Here is a 22,481-nt window from a genome sequence, read left to right on the forward strand (position 1 = left end):
TCAATGCCGCCTGTTGCACCGCTATCGCCGGCAAGCCGGTCTCGCTCCCACAGGAGTTGACTGCCTACAGGTTCTACGCGTGGGCCAAATACCGTTCGCAATGGAAATCCCGGTCGCCCAGGCAGCTCTGTGCAACGCGAGCGCGCTTGAGGTACAGGCCGACATCCAGCTCGTCGGTGACGCCAATGCCGCCGTGCATCTGCACCGCTTCGTTGGCCACCTTGATCGCCGTGTCGCCGGCCTTCCATTTGGCGAGGCTGACCAATCGAGAGCGTGTCCGGGCATCGTGGCCGGCGTCATCCAGGGTCGCCAGCGCGGCCATCAGGGCGCTGCGGCTCAACGCCAGGTCGATGTACATCTGTGCGGCGCGATGTTGCAGGACCTGGAAGGTGCCAATCGGCGTGTCGAACTGCTCGCGGGTCTTGAGGTACTCCAGGGTGGTCTCGAACAGTCGCTCGGCCATCCCCAACAGCTCCGCGGCGAGGCAGGTGCGGCCCCGGTCCAGTGCGGTTTCCAGCGCGGTCCAGCCTGCGCCCAGGCTGCCTAGCAGCGCCTCCGCCCCCAGTTGCACGTGGTCCAGTTGCAGGCGTGCGCTATTGCGCGAATCGATCAGCGACAAGGCGCTGACGGTCAGGCCCTGCGTATCGGCGGGCACCAGGAACAGGCTGATGCCTTGCGTGTCGCCCGGCTGCCCGGACGTGCGCGCCGCCACCACATAGGCATCGGCACCCATCCCGTCGACGACCCAGAATTTGTCGCCGTGCAGGCAATAGCCCTGCCCCTCGGCCTTCGCCTCAAGGGCAATGCGGCTCGGATCGTGGCGCGAGCGTTCGTCCACAGCCAAGGCCAGGCGTTGTTCGCCACCGATCACCGCTTGCAACCAGTGCGTCTGTTGCGCCGAGTTGCCCGCCAGGTGCAACAGCGAACCGCCGAGTACTACGCTGGACAACAGCGGCGAGGCGGACAGGTTGCGGCCCATGGATTCGAAGATCGGTCCCAGGCCCTTGCAGCCGAAATCCAGGCCTCCGAAGTCTTCGGGAAACGGAATTGCGCTCCAGCCCAGGTCAACTGCGTCGCGCCACAACGGCGCATCGAAGCCCAGGTCCACCGCGTCATCGCGCAGTCGACGCTGGGCACTGACCGGGCTGCGAGCGGCGAGAAAGTCCCGCGCGCTGTCGGCCAGCAAGCGCTGTTCATCGCTATAACGCAGGCTCATAGCTGTACTCCTGTTTTCACGGCAGTCTTCTTCACTTCAGGCAAACCAAGCACGCGCTTGGCGATAACGTTGAGCTGGATCTCCGAGGCCCCTCCCGAGATGGTCAGCGCGTAGCTGTTGAGCCAGGCGCGGGTAATCGCCAGTTGCTGCTCACTGAACGCCGTGCTCTCCCAGCCGAAGGCATGCCCGGCCATGGCGTCGAGCAGTACTTCGAACTTGTCGCGCTCCTGTTCGGTGTGCACCAGCTTCATGATCGACATCAGGCCGCCGATGTCATCACCGGCCCGCGCCTCTTCACCCATGCGCTGCACGGTCAGGTTGTAGGCATGCTCGTTCATCGCACAGGCCGTGGCCCGCGCCTGCAATGCGTGTTCACTCATGGTCTGTGGCGCCGGCACGTATTCACGCATCAAGGCCAGAAGGTCGAAGTGCGACGGCAGGCTGAACTCGCCGAATTTCGACATCGCCTTGCGTTCGTGCTGCAACAGGTACTTGGCCAGGTTCCAGCCACCATTCAACGGTCCGATCAACTGGCTCTTGGGCACCTTCACACCATCGAAGAACACCTGGCAGAACGCCGATTTTCCGCTGATCAAATCGATCGGCTGTGGCGTGACGCCAGGGCTGCGCATGTCCAGCACGATCAGGCTGATGCCTTCATGTTTAGGCGCGCTGAAGTCGGTGCGCACCAAGGCATACATCCAGTCGGATTTGTCGCCGTAGGAAGTCCAGATCTTGCTGCCATCCACCACGAAGTGATCGCCGGCATCACGCGCGGCCATCTTCAGGCTGGCCAGGTCCGAACCGGCGTTCGGCTCGGAAAAGCCCTGGCACCAGCGCACTTCACCACGGGCGATCGGCGGCAACAGATCGCGTTTCTGCTCATCGCTGCCGAACGCCAGCAACACCGGCCCGAGCATCCAGATGCCCAGGTTGATTTGCGGTGGGCGGCACTTGATGCGACGCATCTCGCTTTCCAGCACCGACAGCTGTTCGTCACTCAGGCCCGCGCCGCCATATTCCTCAGGCCACTCGGGACAGAACCAGCGCTTGTCGCGCATGCGTTCGAACCACAGGCGTGCGTCTTCACAGGGAAATTGCGGGTTCTGACTGCCCCACACCACATCGCCTTCAGCCATGCCGGTGCGCATCGACAGTGGGCAATTGGCCTCCAGCCAGGCACGGGTGTCCTGCCGAAATTGCTCGATAGTGCTCATGAAAGTCCCCTTCGACTCGCCCCGGATCGGGGGCGAGTACGGTTTTTGTTTTTGATGGACGAGCTTCAGCGTTGGGTACGCGGCATGCCGAGGCCAAACTGGGCGATCAGCTCGCGCTGGATTTCATTGGTGCCGCCGCCAAAGGTCAGGGTCGGGGCAGAGCGCAATTCAAATTCCAGTTCACCCTGCAACAGGGTGGCCGCCGAGCCGCTGCGCATCGAGCCATTGGCGCCGACGATCGCCGCCAGCTTGCGCAGGATCTCGATCGCCGACTCCGAGCCGAACACCTTGGTGGTCGAACTCAGCGCGACGTTCATGCGCTCGTGCTCCAGGTCGGCGGCGATGCGCATGTTGATCAGGCGCATCGCTTCCAGGCGTGCATAACACTCGGCCAGCGAACTGCGCACCCAGGCCTTGTCCATCGCCCGACGGCCCTGCTCGTCGCGGGCCCGCGCCCACAGGTAAACCCGGCGAAACAGCGCCACCACCTTGTCCGACCAAGTGCCCAGGCCCAGGCGTTCGTGGTTCAGTTGCGAGGTGATCAGCTTCCAGCCGCCGTTCAACTGACCCACCAGCATCTCGCTGGGCACCCGCACGTTGTCGTAGTAGGTGGCCGTGGTGGGAATGCTGGTAGTAGGAATCAGGGTGTGGGAGAAACCCGGTGTCGTGGTATCGACGATCAACAGCGAAATGCCTTTATGCCGCGCCTCGGTCGGATCGGTGCGGGCCGCCAGCCAGACGAAATCGGCCGATTCGGCACCCGAAGTCCACAGCTTGTTGCCATTGACCACGAAGCCTTCATCGTCCTGGCGGGCACTGGTTTTCAGCACCGCCAGATCGCTGCCGGCGCCGGGTTCGGAGTAACCGATGGCGAACATGATTTCGCCCGCGGCGATCCCTGGCAGAAAACGCTCTTTCTGCAGCTCGCTGCCATGGGCCATCAAGGCCGGGCCGACAGTGCTGATAGTCACGAACGGCAGCGGTGCCCCGGCGATGTTGGCTTCTTCGAAGAAGATCAACTGTTCGGTGGCGGCGTAGCCCTGACCGCCATGGGCCTTCGGCCAGCCGACCGCCAGCCAGCCGTCGCGCCCCATCTGGCGGATGGTCTGGCGAAACAGCTCGCCGCCTTCCTTGCCGCGCAACTGCTCGCGCATGTCCGGGGTCATCAGGGCCTGGAAATAGTCCCGCACCTTGTGGCGCAGGGCATGTTGTTCGGGAGTGAGGTCGACGAACATATGCTGCTCCTTAGGCTGCGCCGAGAATCAGGCCGCTGGTGGGTACGCCGGTGCCGGCAGTGACCAGCACGTTCTGCACATCCGCCACCTGGTTGACCGCGGTGCCACGCACCTGACGAACCGCTTCGGCGATGCCGTTCATACCGTGGATGTAGGCTTCGCCCAATTGCCCGCCATGGGTGTTGATCGGCAGTTTGCCGCCACGGGCGTGGTGCCCGGCGCGGATGAATTCCTTGGCTTCGCCGCGCTTGGCAAAACCGAACTCTTCAAGCTGCGGTAATACGAAGGGGGTGAAGTGGTCGTAGATCACGGCAGTCTGGAAAGACTCCGGACCCAGGCCTGACTGGCGATACAGCTCGCGGGCGACCACGCCCATTTCCGGCAGCCCGGTGATGTCGTCGCGGTAGAACGAGGTCATGCTCTGTTGGCCGTGGCTGATGCCTTGGGAACCGGCCTTGATGGTCACCGGTTTCTGCCGAAGGTCACGGGCGCGCTCGGCCGAGGTGATGACCATCGCCACGGCGCCATCGGATTCCTGGCAGCAATCGAGCAGGTGCAGCGGTTCGCAGATCCAGCGCGAGGCCTGGTGTTCTTCCAGGGTGATCGGCTTACCGTGGAAAAACGCCTGGGGGTTGGTGGCGGCAAAATCCCGCGCCGCCACGGCGACCCGGCCGAAGTCTTCGGAGGTGGCGCCATAGGTGTGCATGTAGCGCTGGGCAAACATGCCGACCCAGGCTGCCGGCGTATGGAAACCGTGGGGCATGTACCAGCCGTAGTTGACGTTATCGAAGGTCGGCGCCGAAGCGAAGCCGTAGTTACCGGTACCGAAGCGATACCACGAGCGTTCGTTCATGGCGCGATACACCACCACCACTTTCGCCATCCCGGTCGCCACTGCCATGGCCGCGTGCATCACCGGCCCGCAAGCCGCGCCGCCACCGTGGGGTACTTGCGAGAAAAACTTCACGTCCTTGCAACCGAGCAAACGGGCAATTTCGTATTCCGGGACCTTGTCCACGGAATAGGAACTGAAACCCTCGACCTCGCTCGGGTCGATGCCGGCGTCCTTGAGGGCACTCAAGGTGGCCTCCAGGGCCAGGCGCAATTCGGTGCGTCCGGAGTTCTTGGAAAATTCGGTTGCGCCTAGACCAACGATCGCGGCACGCCCGGAAATCGATGAATCAGTCATCTGTGTCTCTCCGGCTGTCAGGGCAGGACCAGCGCGACCGTGCCGGTCACGTGGTTGCCCATGGAATTTTTGCCGCTCAAGGTGATTTCCACCGAGCGGGTGTGCGCATCGACGCCGGTGACGCTGCCGCTGAAGGTCATGCAGTCGCCGGGGTAGTTCGGTGCGCCGAGCTTGATTTTCAGCGCGGTGAATTGCGCCAGCGGCCCGGCCCACTGCTCGATGAACCGCTGCACCAACCCATTGGTGGTGAGGATGTTCATGAACACGTGGGGCGAACCCAAGGCACGGGCCGCGTCCGCGTCGTGGTGGCCGGGGAAGTAATCACGGGTGGCAATCGCCCCGCCGTTGATCAGGGTCACCGTGATTGGCACGGCAAGCTCCGGCAGTACTTCGCCGGGGCGCACGTCTTCAAAGCGCTTGGTGTTCTTCGAGGTCATATTTCCATCCCAGCTTGTCGTTATCGTTGAGCCAGTCGCCCAGGCGTTCCAGGTTTGCAGCCGACCCCCCCAGGGCAAGACACAGGCCGCGGCTCCAGTAGAGAAAACGGTGGATCGGGTACGTCAGGTCGACGCCGATGCCGCCATGCACGTGTTGCGCGACATGGCCGATGCGGTGCCCCGCTTCACAGGCCAGCCACGCGGTGGCCAGGGCTTCGGAGGGCGCCAGCAAGCCGGCATCGATGCGGTAGGCCAGTTGCCACAGCACCGTGCGCAAGGCTTCGACGGCGATATGGGTGTCGGCCATGCTCATCTGCACGGCCTGAAAGCTGCCGATGCTGCGCTCGAACTGCCGGCGCTCGCTGACATAGGCCACGGTGCGGCGGATCTGCTCTTCGCTAACCCCCAATTGCAAGGCAGCCAGCGCCGCCACGCTGCGCAGTTCCAGCCAGGCAACGGCCTCGGCCGGCAACAGCGCTGCGCCGCTCACGGTCAAGCCCTCGATGTGCAGGTCGGCCACCGCTTCGCCGTGGGTCAACACCGCCGACACCCGTTGGATTTCGGGCGCTGACAGGTCCAACAGCAGCAAGCGCGGCTGGCCGTCGACCTGCACCAGTACCAGTGCAGCCTGGGCTTGATCACCCAGGGACAGGGCCGCGACCCGGCCATTGACCGACCAGCCCCCATCAGTCGCTTGCGCCTGCAGTTCGATGCCCAGCGCACTGCTCAACGCATCGACGGACAGGCTCAACAGCGCTTCGCCGGACGCCGCCTTGGCGACCCATCCCGCACTGTCGCTGGCATCGAAACGGGCCAGGGTCGCGGCCGCCAGTTGATGGCGCCACAACGGCACCTGGGCCAGGGCCTTGCCTTGAGCCTGCAACACCAGCATCAGCTCGGTCATGCCCAGGCCGCTGCCGCCATATTCTTCGGGAATGGCCAGGGCCTGCAGCCCGGTCTCGATGCATAGCTTCCACAGTGGCGCCATCATCGGTTCGCCGCTGGTGTCCCATTGGCGCATGTAGTCGTCATGGCAATGGTCGACAAACAGGCTGTCGGCCATTTGCGCAATGGCGCGCTGGTCTTCACTTAATTCGAAATCCATGGTGAATGGCTCCTACGCGTCTACCGGCCGGAACAAAGGCAGCGTCAACTGGTCATCGAAGGTCTGGAACTCGACCTGCAAGCGCTGGCCGATCTGTAGTTGCTCGCGCTCGATACCGACCAGGCCGGCAATCAGGCGCACGCCCTCCTCCAGCTCGATCAGGCCGATCGGGTTGGGGTAATCGAACGGCGCGACTTCGGGGTAGTGCATCACCACGAACGAGTACAGGCTGGCGCGGCCGCTGGCCTGCAAGGTGTCCCAGTCGAAGCTGTGGCACTGGATGCACACCGGCGCCGGTGGATGGCGCAAGGTTTGGCACGCGGTGCAGCGCTGGATCAGCAATTGGCCCTTCTCGCAGCCGTCCCAGAAAAACCGGGTGTCGTCGCTGATGCCCGGCAGCGGACGCTTGGGCTTGACCGGTGCCGCCTCAACCTTGGCAGGTGCTTGGGCATTCGCCGCACGGAACTTGAACACGCGGAACAGCAACTCGCCCACCGGCTCATCGCCGCTGGGCTCTTTTCCTCCAGGCTTTTCAACGAAGTGGCTCATCACCAGGGTGACAAAAAAACCGGTGCCCAGGGCAGTGGTTTTTTCATCGCCAACCGAGTCCAGGCGCGTGGTGTAGTAGAGCTTTTCGCCCAGGCGAACCGGGCGGGTGAAGCTCAGCTCGGAGTTCACCGCCACGGTGGAGGCATAACCGTAGGCTTCCATTTCCTTGAGCACCTCGTAAGGGTTCTCGTCGGTGGAGCCAAGTGGATAGTTGTTGGCGTGCAGGCCTTCCATGGTCCACACCTGCAACATCGCAGGCGGAGCGATCAGGCCCTCATGGACGGTGCCCAAGGCAAAACCCGCGTCGGTGTATAGCGGGTTGTCCACGCCCATGACTTCGCACCACTGGCGAATCATCGGGGCATTGACCTCGTCCCAGGCATACACGCGGCCGTACTGGCGCCCCACCAGGGCGCGCACATTGGATAGCAATTGTGGATCAGCCAAAGTCGTCTCCTTCACATTGAAGGCGGCCACCGAACCCGGTCGCCGCAATAGGTCGATCAGGTGGGCAGAACCTGCGCGGCACCGAGAAATGCCGGGCGTTCACCACCGCCATGCAACAACAGGTTGCAACCGCTGGCGTAACTGGCCAGCGGCGATGCGATGTAGAGACAGGCGTTGGCGATGTCTTCGGCCACTGCCATGCGGGCGGCCGGAATGCCGGCCGCGACGGCGGCGATACCGGCCTCGGAGCCGTAGTGCAAATGCGACTGCTCGGTCTGTACCAGCCCCGGGCTGACCGTGACCACCCGCACCTTGGGCCCCCACTCCACCGCCAGCGATTGCACCAGCGCCAGCACCCCGGCCTTGGCCGCGCCGTAGGCGGCGGTGCCTGGCGAGGAACGCAGCGCACTGATGCTGCCGATAAACACGATGCAACCGCCCTGCACCTGTGCCTGCATCAGCCGGTTGGCGTGCTGGGCGACGTTGAGCGGCGCGATCAGGTTCAGACCGATGATGCTTTCATGAAACCTGGGCGAAGCCGTGGCTGCGTCGGCGGAAGGGCTGCCGCCGGCGTTGTTGACCACCACGTCGAGGCGCCCGAAGTCGCGCTCGATGGTGGCGAACAGGCGTTGCAGGGAATCGTGGTCACGCACATCGGCGGCGATGAAGGTCGCGCGCTTGCCACCCTGCGTCGGCACCTGTTCAGGCTCGCGCCGGGCACAGACGATCACCCGTGCGTTCGCGGCCAGGAACCCCAGCGCGATACCGGCGCCGATGCCCTTGGTGCCACCGGTGACCAGCACCACCTTGCCGCTGTAATCAAGACCCGAATGCAGCTCCATCATGTGCTCCTTTTCTACTGACAAGAGTCACTCTAGGGACGAACTCAGGGCCAAACTACGTCTGAACGGACGATGAAAATTTAACCTTGCGAACAGGACACTGGCGGTCACTCACACATTGTCTGGTCTTTGAGGATGCCCATGTCCGACCCCTTCGCTGCACCGGTTCTGCTCGAACGCCCACTGCCGGGCGTGGCCCTGCTGCGGCTCAATCGCCCTCAGGCGAGCAATGCCTTGAGCCTGGAGTTGCAGGCGCTGCTGTCGCATCATTTCAGTGAGCTGGGGGTTGATCCCGACGTGCGTTGCATCGTGCTGACGGGCGGTGACAAGGTGTTCGCTGCCGGTGGCGACATCAACAGCATGGCCGGGGTCGGCGCCATCGATATCTACAAGCGTCACACCGAGCGGGTCTGGGGGCCGATCCAGCACTGCCCGAAACCGGTGATTGCGGCAATCTGCGGTTATGCCTATGGCGGAGGCTGTGAGCTGGCGATGCATGCCGACCTGATCGTCGCCGGACGCAGCGCGCGCTTCTGCCAACCGGAAATCCGCATCGGCATCATGCCGGGCATCGGTGGCACCCAGCGGCTGGTGCGCGCGGTGGGCAAGGTCAAGGCGATGCGCATGGCGCTCACCGGCCAACCGATCAGCGCCGAGGAAGCCTGGGTCGCCGGACTGATCAGTGACCTGGTCGACGATGACCAGGTGCAGGCCCACGCCCTGGAACTGGCGCGCGTCATCGCCGCCATGCCAGCCCTGGCCGCCGAACAGATCAAGGAAGTGATTCTGGCGGGCATGGACGCGCCACTGGAAGCCGGCCTGGCGCTGGAGCGCAAGGCCAATGCGTTGTTGTTCGCCTCACGGGATCAGAAGGAAGGCATGCAAGCCTTTATCGAGAAACGCCCGGCTCAGTTTGAGGGGAATTAACACCCCACAGGCGCGAATTACCCGTAGCAGCCTGGCTCCTACGGGTTTGTGTCGACAGATCAGGGTTGACTCAGATGCTCATGACCATCTGCCCACTATCAATGCGCAACTCGACTCCATTGATCGCCCGGGCCTCGTCGCTGGCCAGGAACAGCACGCTGGCCGCTACGTCCTCTGGCAGGCACATGCGGTTCATCGGGTCGCTGTCGATGGTCACCCGCGCCGGATCGAGACCCTTGGGGAAACTGCCACTGGTCATGTCCGTGAGGACGCCGTCCGGATGCAGGGTGTTGCAGCGGATGCGGTATTTGCGCCGTCGGCAGAACACTGCCACCGAACGCGACAATGCGGCGACCGCACCCTTGGAGGCGCTGTAAGCCAGGTAATCATCGCGCCCGGCGAGGGCCGCTATCGACGATAGGTTGATGATCGAACCACCGGTTTCCTTCATCAACGCGATGCCTTCGCGACAGCCGATAAACACGCTATCGGCATTCACCCGCATGACCTTGTGCCAGTCCTCCAGGGTCGCGTCCTCGATGTTGCCATGGAGCAGGATGCCGGCGTTGTTCAGCAGAATATCCAGGCGCCCATGCTGTTCGCGCAGATAAGCCATAACTTCCCGCCAATCGCTTTCACTGCTGGCGTCATGCCGGATAAAGGCCGCCGCCGACCCGATTTCAGCGGCCAGCGCCTCGCCCGCCGCGACATCTACGTCGCTGATCAGCACGTGGGCGCCTTCCGCGGCCAGTAAACGGGCGCTGGCCCGCCCGATGCCCTTGGCCCCGCCAGTCACCAGCGCGACCTTGCCTTGAACCCGGCCGGTTTTGTTGTTGTGGTTGCTCGTCATCATGTCGTCTCTTGTGCAAGGGTCGGATGCAACTGTTGATCCATAAACCGGGCAGCGGCGGCTCCAGCGCGACGTCCGGAGAACACACAGTCAGCCAGGGATAAACCACTGATGTAGAGGTGCGAAGGAATGCCCAGCGCGGTGCGCCCTGCGGCGTACAGGCCGGGTATCGCCTGGCCCTGCCCGTCCAGCACTGCGCCGTTGAGCTCGTCCACGCGCAATCCGCCGAGGGTCAAGGCACCCAGTGGAAAGACCGGGTTGGTCACGGAAATGTCGCAGGCATAAAACGGCCCCTGGTCGAGCACTTGACGCCCGCCCGGCGACTTGCCGAAAGGCTCGGGCGCCTCGCCACGGGCTGCTGCGTTGGCCGCCAGTACCGATTCGCGCAGCGCCGTCGGATTCATCCCGGTGGCCGTGGCCAACTGGCTCAGGTGCTGGCCCTTGCGGACCTTGAACAGCATCAGGACCAGGGCGGGCAAGCTTTGAAACCACCAATAGCCGCCAAACAATGCCTCACGGATGGCTTTCTTGCGCAACGGGGCATCCAGCACCAGCCAGGCTTTACCGCCCTGCTCTTCCATCAAGGGTTGACCCAGGGTCGCGCCGTAGACTTCTTCGTTGCAGAAACGCCGGCCCTCGCGATTGACCACGATGCCCTTGTGCCAACTGTACGGCGGGTTGAGGAAACGCCAGGCTGACACCCGCTCCAGCCCGGCACCCTGGCCCCCGATGCTGGTTCCCAGGCGCAGGCCGCTGCCGTCACAGCCTGTGGCACCGACTTTGAAGTTACGCTCGAATTTCGGCGCATGCCGTTTGATCAGTTCGCGATTGAAAATGAAACCGCCGGTACTGAGAATGACGCCGTTCCGGGCGTGAACCAGCCGTGGTCGGGCGAAGTCCCGTTCGAGCTGGCCGATCCGCTCACGCAGCTTCTTGCAGTAACCCGGGGCGAAATTCTGCAAACGCTCGGCTCGAGCGGCCAGGCGCGCATGCAGCTTCGCTTGCGGGCTGCCGGGCGGCATGCACCACATCTCGGCACCCACCACCCGCCCCTGCGAGTCCACCACCAGGCGCTTGGCCGCTGCTTGCAGCAATGGTCGAGCCCCGGCATGCAGGCAAGCGGTTTTGAGGTGGGCATACAACACCGCGCCGCACTGGCCTTTGCCCACGGTGCGATGGCCCCTTGGCGCCGGTGGCAACGGTCCGCCATGCTGCGGCACCAGCTCGTTACCGGAGTAATAGAGGAAGTAACCGTCAGGCGGGTAAGAGGTCTTGCCGCCCGGTGGCATCTGGTGGCCATAGGGCGCACCGTGGCTTTCCAGCCAGTCGAGGTTGCTGACGCTGTCGGCACAGAAGCGCCGCAGGGTGTCGTCGCTGATTACGTTTTGGGTTTCATGCTTGAGGTAGTCAAACATGGCTTCGGGGGTGTCGCTGAAACCCGCCGCCTGCTGATGGCGGGTACCGCCACCGGCGTAGACCACCCCGCCACTCTTGGCACTGGCACCGCCACCGGTGAATCGATCGGCAATCAAGACATCGGCACCCAGGGCACGAGCCTCCAGCGCCGAGCAGGCCCCGGCCGCGCCCCACCCGATAATCAACACATCGCAGTGCTCGTCCCACAGCAACGCGCTGCTGTCGGCGATTTGCAAAGGTGTCTGGATCGGCGTACAGAAACTGTCATCGAACGTCGCCATACAACCTCCTATCGCTGGCTGGCCAAGTGGTTGGCGGCGACATAAGCGAAGGTCATCGCCGGCCCCAGTGTGCCGCCCGCGCCTGGATAGCTGGTACCCATCACCGACGCCGAGCAGTTGCCAATTGCGTACAGGCCGGCGATGGCGGCGCCGTCCTCGCGGACCACTTGCGCATGTTCGTTGGTCAGCAGGCCGCCCTTGGTGCCGATGTCCCCGGCATCAAGACGCATGGCGTAGTACGGGCCTTTGCGCAATGGCGCCAGGCACGGGTTGGGCTTGATGTTGCTGTCGCCGTAGTAACGGTCGAACACATTGCCGCCGCGCCCGAAGTCCGAATCTTTACCCGTGCGCGCATAATCGTTGACCTTGACCACGGTGGTTTCGAGACCGGTGGCATCGACGCCGATCTGTCTGGCCAACCCGGCCAGGGTGTCGTCCTTCCAGTACAGGTTGTTCAACCACTCCTTGCGCAAGCGGCTGTCAGGCATGATCTGGCCCGGCATCAACGGCCCCATTGCGTAGTTGAAACGGAAATGCCCATCGAAAATCACCCAGGCCGGCACCGACTTGCCACCTGTGAGCCCGTTGTCGCGGTACATGGCATCGACGAACTCCAGATACGGCGCGGCCTCGTTGACGAAGCGCTGACCCAGGCTGTTGACCACGATGGCGCCGGGGAACGCGCGCTCGGCAAAGATCCCTCGGGGTTTTTCCTCGCCCGGTACGGCAATTGTCGGCGCCCACCAGGCCCAATCCATCAATGCGGTGGCCGCGCCCTGAGCCAGCCCGGCCTCCAGCGCAGCGCCGGTGTTGTTCCCCGGCGGTGTCGCACTCCAGGCCATGCGGGTCGGTTGCGGCAGGTATTTTTCACGCAGCGCCTGGTTCTGTTCAAAACCACCGGACGCCAGGATCACCCCGTGGCGCGCGTGCAGTTGCACCTCGGCGCCGTTACGCCGCACGGTGACGCCGCTGACCCGCCCGCCTTCGGTGAGCAAACCAGAAAAATCGGTGTTGAGCCACAGCGGCACGTTGCGATCCATCAGCGAGCGCCGCAGCGACGCCACCAGCGAGCTACCCAGGGACGCTCGGCGGTCGATCTTGCTTTTGCGGCGCCATTTGAAATCGAGTTTGTAACGCAGCATCAGGCCCATGATCAGCAGGCGCCAGCCAAAACCACGCGCCATGACCTTGTGCGCATCGCGGGCGGTCCAGGCGATGCATCCCATGAGCAAGGTCGACGGCGAAGGTTTGCGCAGGTTGTCCAGTTCGTCACCCAACAGGCTGGTATCGAAGAACTCCGGATCCAGGGTCCTGCCGCCGGCCAGCGCACCCGGCAGATGCGGGTAATAGTCGGGGTATTTGGCGGCCACCGCGTAGCGCACCCGACTGGTCCGGGCAAGCTCTTCGATCATCTTCGGTGCGTTGTCCAGATAGGTGCGCAGCCGGGACTCATCGACATGTTCGCCCGCTGCTGCCTGCAGATAAAGCAAGGCCGTTTCGTAAGTGTCGTTGCCGTTCATGTCGGCAAAATAGTGGTTGTTGGGGATCCAGATACCGCCGCCGGAGATCGCCGAGGTGCCGCCGTATTTGTCGCTTTTTTCCACGACCAGCACGCTGAAACCCTGGTCGACGAGGAACACCGCCGACGTCATTGCACCTGCGCCCGAACCAACGACAATCACGTCGTAGTGGGTCTGAGACTGAACTTGAGCCGTCATTGTTGTTATGCCATTAGCTGAGGTCAGAAATAACCGCCGACGACGCTGCGCGAATGCTGGCGGAGTGCAGCCCATGATCGGGGCTGCACTGGCCGGGCTCATCGTCAAAGCGGACTAGTAACCCGGCCGAATGCCGGTTGCTCATAAAGCTGGAACAACCGGTCGAAAGGGCCAGGCAAGCGCTGTTAGAGGACGGCGCGCCTGGCGGCCCAGGGACGATCCAGCTCCAGTTGACTGGCCAGGCGCAGCAGCCCGTCTTCGCCACCCAGGCGGGCAGTGAACATCATGCCCACCGGCAAACCGTTGTCGCTTTGGCCCAGCGGCAGCGAGATAGCCGGTTGGCCACTGACGTTGGCCAACACGGTGAAGCCGGCGCTGCCCATTGCGTGATGGGCATAGCTGTCCCACGGCTGGTCCAGCGTCAGCAAGCCCAGTTGCGGTGTCAGGTTGGCGGTGACTGGCGACAGGATCACGTCGAAGCGTTCGAACGGCTGCTCCATCGTCGCGCCGATGCTTTCGAACGACTGACGGGCGCGGTACAGGTCTTCACCCGTGGTGGCCTGAGCGCGTTCCAGGTTGACCAGGGTGATTTTCTCCAGGTCCTGCGCCGTGGCGGCCCGCCCCAACACTTGTTCGCGGTCGTGAATCGCGGTGCGCAATGCAGTGCCGATCACCGTACCGTGAGCACCGAACAGCTGGCGTGGATCGATGTTCAGCGTCAGCTCTTCGACTTCATGCCCCAGTCCCAGCAATTGCTTGATGGTCTGCTCCAGCGTGGCTGCAATCGCCGGTTCCAGCGCCGCGCCGGTCAATGACTGGCGAACCACGGCGATGCGCAACTTGCCCGGCTCGCGCTGCAACTCTTCGACATACGGCCGCTGCAGCGGCGGGATCCAGTAGGCACTGCCCGCTTCATGGCCCTGGCCGGCATCGAGAAACAGCGCGGTATCGCGCACCGTGCGCGAGACTACATTGCCGACGCTGGCACCAAACCAGCCTTCGAAATGCGCCGGCCCGCTCGGTGTGCGATAACGGCTGGGCTTGAGCCCGACCAGACCGCAATACGAGGCGGGAATGCGGATCGAGCCGCCACCGTCGGTGGCATGGGCCACAGGCACGATCCCGGCCGCCACGGCCGCCGCCGCGCCGCCTGAGGAACCACCGGCGCTCATGGCCAGGTTCCACGGGTTACGCGTCTGTCCCCAGAGCAACGATTCGGTGGTGGTGGTCAAGCCGAACTCGGGACAGGTCGTCTTGCCAAAAGGCACTGCCCCGGCCTGCTCGTAGCGGGTGATCAGGGTGCTGGTCCGGGCCGCTGGCGGGGCGTCCTTGAACAGCCGGCAACCATTGCTGGTCGAGGTGCCTTGCAGGTAGGTATTGAGGTCTTTGATCAACACCGGCACGCCAGCCAGCGTGCCCTGGGTTTCGGTGCCGGCGGAGCGGCGCTGGGACAGAAGCGCGCGGGCGTAGGTCTCGTGCAGCATGTTCACCGTCTTGACCCGGGGATTGACCGCTTGGCAGCGAGCCAGCGCCGCCGCCAGCAGGTCTTCGGATTGCAGCTCGCCGGTGCGGATTGCCTGGCTCATGGCCCAGGCGTCCAGCCCTTGGTAGTCACTGGCCGACAGACCCGCTGCACGGGCATCGGCAAAACGCCCCAGGATCCCGACGCCGGCGGCCAGAGCGCCGGCCTTGAGTACGCTGCGCCGGGACCAGCCGGTCTCCGACGTGTTGGATAAAGTGGTTGTCGAGGCAGTAATCGGTTGGTGTTCGTTGGTGTGCATAGTGATCATCGCGCCCTGTCAGTTTTTGTTATGAGGGTGATTCAACGGCTTTATGTCTCAGCGATTGCCCCGCCAGGCTTGATCCAGGCCGGGCATTCAAACCACATTGAAGCGGGCCGACAACTGATCCAGCGCCCGCGCCAGTTGTTCCAGATCCGACGCAGCAACGGCACTGCGACCGGCGTTGGCCGACAGCGCGCCGGTGCCTGCCGAGACGCTCTCGACCCGCGCGACCATTTCTCGTGTCACCCGCACCTGCTCAGTGATCACCATGGCAATGGTATCCACACTACGGATCACGTCATCGGTGCCACTGCGAATCTGCGCCACCGAGTCGCCGGCCTCATGCGCCAGGCTGACCCCGTCGCGCACGCGGCTGACCACCCGCCCCATGCCGTCGACCACGGCCAGAGTGCCTTCCTGAATGCGTTGCACGGTAAGGTCGATCTCACCAATCGAGCTGGCGGTACGCTGAGCCAACAAGCGCACCTCGTCGGCGACCACGGCAAACCCACGACCTTGTTCGCCTGCCCGCGCCGCCTCGATGGCCGCGTTCAGGGCCAGCAAATTGGTTTGCTCGGCAATGCTGCGAATGACTTTGAGCACGTGGCTGATTTCGTCGGAGAAACCTTCCAGTTCGCGAATATGCACGGCGGTATCGCTGATCACATCGCTGATGCGGTTCATCTCCTGGGCCATGTCGCGGATAAATCCCTCGCTCTTGCCCGAGCGCCCCGCCGAGTGTTGAGTGATGCTGCGCGATACCTCGACATGGTTTTCCACTTCGCCGATCGACGCCGACAGGTGCTCGACTGCACTGGAAATGCCGCGCACCGCGTCGGCCTGCTGCTGGGTGGCCAACGAGGCCAGCTCCGCCGACTCGGCCATGTGCGCTGCCTCAAAACTGACGCGCTGTACCAGCGTGCGCATTTGCGAGATCAGCCCGTGCAGGCTATCGCGCATCCCCGCGATGTCGCCGAGCATCTGCGCGAACTCGTCATGGCCCTTGACCACGATGGGTTGCGACAAGTCACCACTGGCGATGGCGCGCACGCTGGCGCCGGCCTGGGCAAAGGCGCGCTTGAGCCGAGTCAAGGTGGAAAACGCAGTAAGGCTGCCCGCGAGCACGCCCACCACAGCCAGCGCCAGGTAAGCCAGAACCGTCGAGCGATAGCGTTGTTGCGCCGCCTCATACGCGTGCTCGGCCGCGGCCTGCTGGAACGCTTGTAACTTGCCCAGCTCAAGCACGGCAGCATTGCCTTGCGGCTCGGCCATGCGCAGGAATGAAAGAATGCCTGGCAGCCGAAAATCCCCGGCACGAAACGTTTCTAGAAGGATGTCCAACTCGTCATGCCATGCCTGGTAATGGTTGGAGAAAGCGTCGGCCGCCAGTTGCTCTTCGTTGGTCAGGGAGCGTTGACGATACTGCGCCCAGAGCTCGTCAAGCGCCCGATTGTTTGTCTCGATTACGCTCAGCGTTGCTTCGACGGGGCGGTCGAACGCCGCCACCAACGGTCCTTCGGGGTCCTGTTGGATGGCGAGCAAGACCTGGCGCCGACTCTCATTGAGCCGATGCTGGACCTCGCCAAACATCAACAGCGTCGCCAGATTGTCCTCGTTTATAGCCCGCAGGCTGTCGCGCGCCTGCTGCAAGCCATACGCACCAAAACCGACCGCCAGTACAAACAACAATGTGGCCAGCAGCGCCCATAGCCACAAGCGCTGAGCGATAGTGATTGTCTTGAACATAAACAATGGCTTATCTCGTGCAACTGACGGGGCGCGGGATGCGCCCCGCTCTGGGTCAGTCGGCAGTCACGCTGGCCAGCATGGCCGCCAGGAAGTGCTCGCCATACGGCGGCAAGAGCCCCCACTCACGACGCGGGTCATGCTCCGGCGCCTTGAACACCGTGCGCTGGTGACTGAACTCGAGAAATCCTTCATGGCCGTGGTAATGACCCATGCCCGAGGCGCCGACGCCGCCAAACGGCGCATCGTGCATCGCCGCGTGCATCATCACATCGTTGACGGTCACCCCGCCGGATACGGTGTGCTCCAGCACGTAGCGCTGCTCTTGGGGGTCTTTGCCGAAGTAATACAGCGCCAGCGGGCGTGGGCGACCATTGATATCGTCTATGACCTGCTCGAGGTCTTCATAGGTCAGCACGACCATGGCGGGGCCGAAGATTTCTTCGCGCATGATCACACTGTCCGGCGCCGGGTCGACCACCACGCGCAGGGGGCGGCGCCGGTCCTGGGCATTCAGCGCCAGGGGCTTGGGCAGACACTCGACGCGTGCGCCACGGGCCTGGGCATCCAGCACGTAACCTTCGACCCGGTCCAGGTGCCGCTGGTTGACCACCGCCACCACATCCGGGTTGCCGGCTACCGTTGGGTTGAGTTCGCTATAGGACGTGCGCAGCGCTTCAAGGAAAGGTTCAAGCAGCGCCTTGGGCACATACACCAGATCCGGATTGATGCAGATCTGCCCGCCATTGCAGGCTTTCCCCACGGCGATACTGAAAGCGGTTTTTTTGAGGTCGGCGCTACTGGTGACGATGACCGGCGACTTGCCGCCCAACTCCAGCGTCACCGGCACCAGGTTCTGTGCGGCGTTGCGCATGACCAGCCGCCCCGTCGCGGTACTGCCGGTGTACACCAGGTGGTCAAACGGCTGAGCGCTGAAGGCTTCGGCCAGTTCCACATCACCGGTGACGACGGCGATCTCCAGCGGGTCGAGGTGTTCAGCGCACAGCTGCGCCACCAATTCGGCCGTCCGTGGCACCACGTCCGACGGCTTGAGGATGGCCCGGTTGCCTGCGGCCAGAACCGAGGCCAAGGGACTGAACAGGGTAAACAATGGTGCGTTCCAGGTGCCGAGAATGCCCACCGTGCCCTTGGGTTGGTGCATCACCCACGCCTTGGCGCCGAGCTGATCATAAGGCGCGAAAGGCGCACGCGGATCATCCTGCATCCAGTCATGCAGATGATCACGCGCATATTTGAGTGAGGCCAGGGCGCCCAGCACATCATTCATCAACGAGAAACCGGCAGGCCGGCCGCCGAAATCCAGGTCGATCGCCTCGGTCAACGCGCCATGGTGGCGGACCAATAGATCGATGACTTGCTGGAGTCGACGTCGGCGGGTGTCGGCGCTCACCGCACCGGCGCTGGCGAATGCGCTTTTTTGCCGGGATAACAGGCTGGTAAGCCCTTGGACGGATGATGTGACTGAACTCATTCGTGTCCCCTTGCTGGTACTGGCCCCATGGCCGGGAAGCGCCCGATGCGCTTGCCGCCACCCTAGCCGTGCACCCTTCGCGACGCCTCGTCCGATCGGACGAGGATCGAGCAAATCTGTTAGTCCGTTGAGACGATGTTAAACAGCGTGTAGCGACCAATACTGGCCCTACGAAAATCCCACCCCATGAGGCCAGTCATGGCAATGCAGAACGTCAGTTTCGATCCCCAGGCTTTTCGTGCCGCACTCGGCACCTTTACCACCGGGGTCACCATCATCACCACCCAGACCGAAGACGGCTCACCGGTGGGGATCACGGCCAACAGTTTCAACTCGGTATCGCTCAACCCGCCGCTGGTGCTCTGGAGCCTGTCCAAACAGGCCCGGAGCTTGCCGGTGTTCACCAGCGGCAAACACTGGAACGTCCACGTGCTGTCCACCGAACAGGAAACCCTGTCGGGACGTTTCGCTACCCAGGGCGAGGACAAGTTTTCTGAGATCCAGTTGGACAATGGCGTCAGCGATGCACCGCTGCTGCAAGACTGCACGGCGCGTTTTCAATGCCGCACCGCGTTCCAGTACGAAGGCGGCGACCACGTGATTTTTGTCGGTGAAGTCCTCGCCTTCGATCACAGCGACCGTGCGCCGCTGGCGTTCCAGAGCGGCCAGTATGCCCTGGCGACCCGCAAGCCGCGCAATGAACTGCGTCTGGCCACCACGCCGCCGCCCCCTGAGTGCAGTTATACCGAGGACTTGCTCGGTTACCTGTTGGGGCGCGGCCATTATCAGGTGCTCAATACGCTGCGGCAGATGCTGAGTAATCAGCAACTGGACGAATGGGCGTTTTTTGTCCTGTCGATATTGTGCATCCGAGACAACCTGAGCCTCGAGGAAATCAATACCTTCGTGGCTTACACCGGCCGCGAAGTCACATTGGCGAGCATGCGTTTTCTCGAACACCAGCGCCTGGTGGCGATCGAGGGCTCGGCCGAGTCGCTGCGGTTTGTCCTCACGGCCCAGGGCCGGGAGATTTCACTGCGTCAACTGGCGCTGGCCAAGGCCGTGGAAGAGGACCTCTCGGCCAAGCTCGGCACCGCCGACGCACAAGCATTGAAGGTCTTGCTCAAACGCCTGATTGTCGTGAGTGACCCCGGCTTGCCGGATCTCTGGGCGCCGCGATGACCGTCGGCCTGGGCACGCTACCGCCAGCCAGGGTCGGTTGGGGCAGCCACGGTTTGCTGTTGCTGCTCGCCATGGTGTTCGCCGACAACTTCGTCGGGCGACAAATACTCGCGGTGATGATTGAACCGATCAAAGCCGAGTTCGGCGTCAGCGATACCGCCATGGGTTTGATCTCCGGCCTGGCGTTCGCGGCGGTGTATGCACTCATGGGTTTGCCGGCGGGACGGCTGGTGGACCGCATGCCGCGTACGCGCCTGCTGGCCATGTCGTGCCTGCTCTGGGCCGTGGCGACAATGGCCTGTGGGCTGGCCGGAAGTTTCCTGGCACTGGCCATGGCGCGGATGCTGGTAGCGGTCAGTGAATCGCCGACCACTTCGGCTTCGCTGTCAGTGATCGCTGACCTCTATCCCCCGCAACGACGCTCATTCGCGATCAGTTGCTTTACCTCTGCCCCGACCTTTTCCTCGATCATCGGTTTGAGTATCGGAGCCTGGGTGGTGGAGCACTATGGCTGGCGCAGTGGGTTTATTGCCCTTGGCGTGCCCGCGCTGGTGTTTAGCGTCCTCCTGGCCTTTGTCGTGCGCGACCCGCAACGCGGTCGTTGGGACCTCACGCCCCACGCTCACTCGCCCTCTCCACTGCTGGGTATGGGTGCCGAAGCACGCCAGCTCTGGGCGTTGCCAGCCTACCGTTGCCTGATCCTCGCCGGTGGCCTGACCACGCTCAGCGCCTATGCCATCGGCATGTGGAACACCAGTTTTCTGGTGCGCTCCCACGGCTTGTCACTGCAACACGCCGGGTTGTTGGTCGGGGTGATCTGCGGCATCTCGGCGGGGATCGGTGGCCTGTTCAGCGGTTGGTTAAGTGACCGCCTGAGCCGCCGCCGCCCGCACTGGCAGATTTCCATCCCCGTGCTGGGCCATCTGACGGCCCTCTGCGCGCTGATTCCCTATCTGCTCTGGTCCGACGCCGTGCTGATCCGCCTCGGTGATGTACCGATCCCCAGCGCCATGCTCTGGTGCGCGCTCTATGCCTTCTTTGCCGTGTGGTGGGTCGCGCCGTCCTTCAACCTCGTCACCCAACTGGTGCCGCCAGGTCGGCGCGGCAGTGCCATGGCCCTGCAAACCATCGTCAGTACGCTGCTCGGGGTCGGCGTCGGCCCGCTGATCACCGGGTTGTTCAGCGACATGCTGCTACCGCGATTTGGCCAGGAGTCGCTGCGCTATGCGCTATTGCTGGTGAACCTGCCGATACTTGGCGCTGTGCTGTTGCTGGTACGCACGGCGAGCCATGCGTCCAGAACGGCCTATCGTCACGCGGCGACCGTCTCGTAACCTCATGAGGTGCCCTACAGCTTCAGGCTATGTCAGGTCGAGCATCGCCTGAACAGTCGCATCGGCGGCGAGAACCTCGCCATGGCTGTCGGTTGCCTGCGTCCCTCCACATTTGACTAACCAGTGGTCAAGTGGGTCGCTGGCGGCGCTGATGGCTGCCGAAGCTCGAATCACCCACCACATCGCCAACCTTTAAACCACAGAGGGCCTGCCTCCCTCTCTGGAAGCGGCCCGTGCGCAAGCTGATACCGGGTAGGGTCTATAGCCCGCGAGCGTAGAAATGCGGATTGTCCCGACCGGGCTTGCCATAACGCAGCGCATCGCCGGCCAGGGTGCAGACCTGCCCGCCGGCGGCGACCAGCACCGCATGCCCCGCGGCGATATCCCACTCCATCGTGCGCCCCAGGCGCGGATAAAGGTCCGCCTCGCCGGCAGCCACCAGACAAATCTTCAGCGATGAGCCGGCGCTTTTCAGTGAACGCACCTTGCGTCCATCGAGGAATTTATCCAGCGCCTCGGCATCGCCATGGGAGCGGCTGGCAACCACGTCCAGGCCCTCTTCCGTCACCGCCCGGCAGTGGATGGGTTGGCGCTGCCCGGCCTGTTCGATAAAGGCTCCGCAACCACGGGCGCCGGCAAACAGACGCTCCAGCGCGGGAGCCAGGACCACCCCCAGCACCGGTTCGCCGTTATCGATCAGGGCGATATTGACGGTGAACTCGCCGTTGCGATTGATGAACTCCTTGGTGCCGTCGAGCGGGTCCACCAGCCAGAAACGCTGGCCCACCTCGGGCACCTGGCCAGCAGCGGCGGCCTCTTCGGAAATCACCGGAATCTCCGGTGTGCGCGCCGCCAAGGCCTGCAGAATCAGGGTCTCGGCGCGCTCATCAGCCTCGGTCACCGGGGAGGTATCGACCTTCCCGCGCACCTCGAAATCCGAGCGGTACACCTCCAACACCAATTCGCCCGCTGCGCGAGCAATACCGATGACATCTTCGAGCAGAACAGCCATTGACTCGTTCATGGGATTTCTCCTGTTTTTGTTCTTCATATGGTCCATACGGCCTATGCGCCGTTTTCCGGCTCGGGGAACAGTACAGACATCCGCAACACCGCCAATCAGCAAATGGATGTTTAACAGGAGTTCCTGTGTCCCACGGCAATCAGTTATCCGTTCCACAGATCAACAGGCTCCGCCTGCGCGCCGTGCAGTTGCGCATCGCCGGCAGCACGCTCAAAGCCATCAGCCAGGACACCGGTCTCTCTTCGCCGACCATCATCGCCGCCTACAAGGCCTGGCAAGCCGGCGGCTGGAATGCCGTGCCCGTGCGCGACCGCGGGCGCAAGCAAGGCGAAGGCCGCAGCCTCTCGGCACAACAGGAACAGAACATCTACCAACTGCTGGTCAGCACGCTGCCGGAACGGCACCAGTTGCCGTTCCTGCTCTGGCAGCTGGAGGCCATGCAGGCACTGGTCAAGCGCCTGCACGATATCGACTTGCCAGAGCGCACTGC

Annotated in this window: 18 protein-coding genes; 3 read left to right on the forward strand and 15 right to left on the reverse strand. The window is 63.4% G+C overall.

What is annotated here, in order from left to right:
• Positions 1 to 73: 73 nt before the first annotated feature.
• From F8N85_RS17970 to F8N85_RS18005, 8 genes are all read right to left on the reverse strand, one after another.
• Positions 74 to 1,216, reverse strand: coding sequence for an acyl-CoA dehydrogenase family protein (locus tag F8N85_RS17970; protein ID WP_150804892.1), 1,143 nt, complete (start codon positions 1,214 to 1,216; stop codon positions 74 to 76).
• Positions 1,213 to 2,433: an acyl-CoA dehydrogenase family protein gene (locus F8N85_RS17975; RefSeq protein ID WP_150804893.1), complete on the reverse strand. Its 1,221-nt coding sequence runs from the start codon at positions 2,431 to 2,433 to the stop codon at positions 1,213 to 1,215. The genes F8N85_RS17970 and F8N85_RS17975 overlap by 4 nt, the downstream gene beginning before the upstream one ends.
• Before the next feature lie 65 nt (positions 2,434 to 2,498).
• A complete protein-coding gene (locus F8N85_RS17980) occupies positions 2,499 to 3,668 on the reverse strand; it encodes an acyl-CoA dehydrogenase family protein (RefSeq protein ID WP_150804894.1) in 1,170 nt (389 codons plus the stop codon).
• 10 nt (positions 3,669 to 3,678) lie between these two features.
• Positions 3,679 to 4,857, reverse strand: a complete 1,179-nt coding sequence (locus F8N85_RS17985; RefSeq protein ID WP_150804895.1) for a lipid-transfer protein — start codon at positions 4,855 to 4,857, stop codon at positions 3,679 to 3,681.
• 17 nt (positions 4,858 to 4,874) lie between these two features.
• Positions 4,875 to 5,294: a MaoC family dehydratase gene (locus F8N85_RS17990; RefSeq protein ID WP_150804896.1), complete on the reverse strand. Its 420-nt coding sequence runs from the start codon at positions 5,292 to 5,294 to the stop codon at positions 4,875 to 4,877.
• Positions 5,266 to 6,399 (reverse strand): acyl-CoA dehydrogenase family protein, encoded by a 1,134-nt coding sequence (locus F8N85_RS17995; protein WP_150804897.1) that lies wholly within the window; start codon positions 6,397 to 6,399, stop codon positions 5,266 to 5,268. The genes F8N85_RS17990 and F8N85_RS17995 overlap by 29 nt, the downstream gene beginning before the upstream one ends.
• A gap of 12 nt (positions 6,400 to 6,411) precedes the next feature.
• Complete coding sequence (locus F8N85_RS18000; protein WP_150804898.1) at positions 6,412 to 7,395, reverse strand: bifunctional MaoC family dehydratase N-terminal/OB-fold nucleic acid binding domain-containing protein; 984 nt, start codon at positions 7,393 to 7,395, stop codon at positions 6,412 to 6,414.
• A 56-nt stretch (positions 7,396 to 7,451) separates the two neighbouring features.
• Positions 7,452 to 8,237 carry an SDR family oxidoreductase gene (locus F8N85_RS18005; protein ID WP_150804899.1) on the reverse strand — a complete coding sequence of 262 codons (786 nt, stop codon included), beginning with the start codon at positions 8,235 to 8,237 and terminating at the stop codon, positions 7,452 to 7,454.
• Between the two features lie 141 nt (positions 8,238 to 8,378).
• Between F8N85_RS18005 and F8N85_RS18010 the strand changes: the two genes are divergently transcribed.
• Positions 8,379 to 9,164, forward strand: a complete 786-nt coding sequence (locus tag F8N85_RS18010; RefSeq protein ID WP_150804900.1) for an enoyl-CoA hydratase — start codon at positions 8,379 to 8,381, stop codon at positions 9,162 to 9,164.
• Positions 9,165 to 9,234: 70 nt separating this feature from the next.
• Here F8N85_RS18010 and F8N85_RS18015 read toward each other — a convergent pair whose 3' ends face one another.
• The 6 genes from F8N85_RS18015 to F8N85_RS18040 all read right to left on the reverse strand — a co-directional run bounded on the left by F8N85_RS18015 (position 9,235) and on the right by F8N85_RS18040 (position 18,451).
• Entirely contained in the window at positions 9,235 to 10,017 is a 783-nt protein-coding gene (locus F8N85_RS18015) for an SDR family oxidoreductase (protein WP_150804901.1), read from the reverse strand.
• Positions 10,014 to 11,711: an FAD-binding protein gene (locus tag F8N85_RS18020; RefSeq protein WP_150804902.1), complete on the reverse strand. Its 1,698-nt coding sequence runs from the start codon at positions 11,709 to 11,711 to the stop codon at positions 10,014 to 10,016. Before F8N85_RS18020 ends, F8N85_RS18015 begins: the two co-directional genes overlap by 4 nt.
• A gap of 8 nt (positions 11,712 to 11,719) precedes the next feature.
• Positions 11,720 to 13,429: an FAD-binding protein gene (locus F8N85_RS18025; protein ID WP_150804903.1), complete on the reverse strand. Its 1,710-nt coding sequence runs from the start codon at positions 13,427 to 13,429 to the stop codon at positions 11,720 to 11,722.
• Positions 13,430 to 13,614: 185 nt separating this feature from the next.
• Positions 13,615 to 15,210 (reverse strand): amidase, encoded by a 1,596-nt coding sequence (locus F8N85_RS18030; protein ID WP_150804984.1) that lies wholly within the window; start codon positions 15,208 to 15,210, stop codon positions 13,615 to 13,617.
• A gap of 96 nt (positions 15,211 to 15,306) precedes the next feature.
• Positions 15,307 to 16,959: a methyl-accepting chemotaxis protein gene (locus F8N85_RS18035; RefSeq protein WP_150804904.1), complete on the reverse strand. Its 1,653-nt coding sequence runs from the start codon at positions 16,957 to 16,959 to the stop codon at positions 15,307 to 15,309.
• Positions 16,960 to 17,014: 55 nt separating this feature from the next.
• The gene (locus tag F8N85_RS18040; RefSeq protein ID WP_150804905.1) at positions 17,015 to 18,451 is read right to left on the reverse strand and encodes a coniferyl aldehyde dehydrogenase; all 1,437 of its coding nucleotides are present in this window, start codon (positions 18,449 to 18,451) and stop codon (positions 17,015 to 17,017) included.
• Positions 18,452 to 18,649: 198 nt separating this feature from the next.
• Here F8N85_RS18040 and F8N85_RS18045 point away from each other — a divergent pair, with 198 nt between their 5' ends.
• Positions 18,650 to 19,633: a flavin reductase family protein gene (locus tag F8N85_RS18045; RefSeq protein WP_150804906.1), complete on the forward strand. Its 984-nt coding sequence runs from the start codon at positions 18,650 to 18,652 to the stop codon at positions 19,631 to 19,633.
• On the forward strand, positions 19,630 to 20,967 hold the full coding sequence (locus F8N85_RS18050) for a spinster family MFS transporter (protein ID WP_150804907.1): 1,338 nt from the start codon (positions 19,630 to 19,632) through the stop codon (positions 20,965 to 20,967). The genes F8N85_RS18045 and F8N85_RS18050 overlap by 4 nt, the downstream gene beginning before the upstream one ends.
• 259 nt (positions 20,968 to 21,226) lie before the next feature.
• Here the strand turns inward: F8N85_RS18050 and cysQ are convergent, their stop codons facing one another.
• The gene (gene cysQ / locus F8N85_RS18055) at positions 21,227 to 21,991 is read right to left on the reverse strand and encodes a 3'(2'),5'-bisphosphate nucleotidase CysQ (RefSeq protein ID WP_150804908.1); all 765 of its coding nucleotides are present in this window, start codon (positions 21,989 to 21,991) and stop codon (positions 21,227 to 21,229) included.
• Positions 21,992 to 22,481 lie beyond the last annotated feature (490 nt).

It is taken from the genome of Pseudomonas fluorescens (assembly GCF_902497875.1).
GTDB classification, from domain to species: Bacteria; Pseudomonadota; Gammaproteobacteria; order Pseudomonadales; family Pseudomonadaceae; genus Aquipseudomonas; species Aquipseudomonas fluorescens_BR.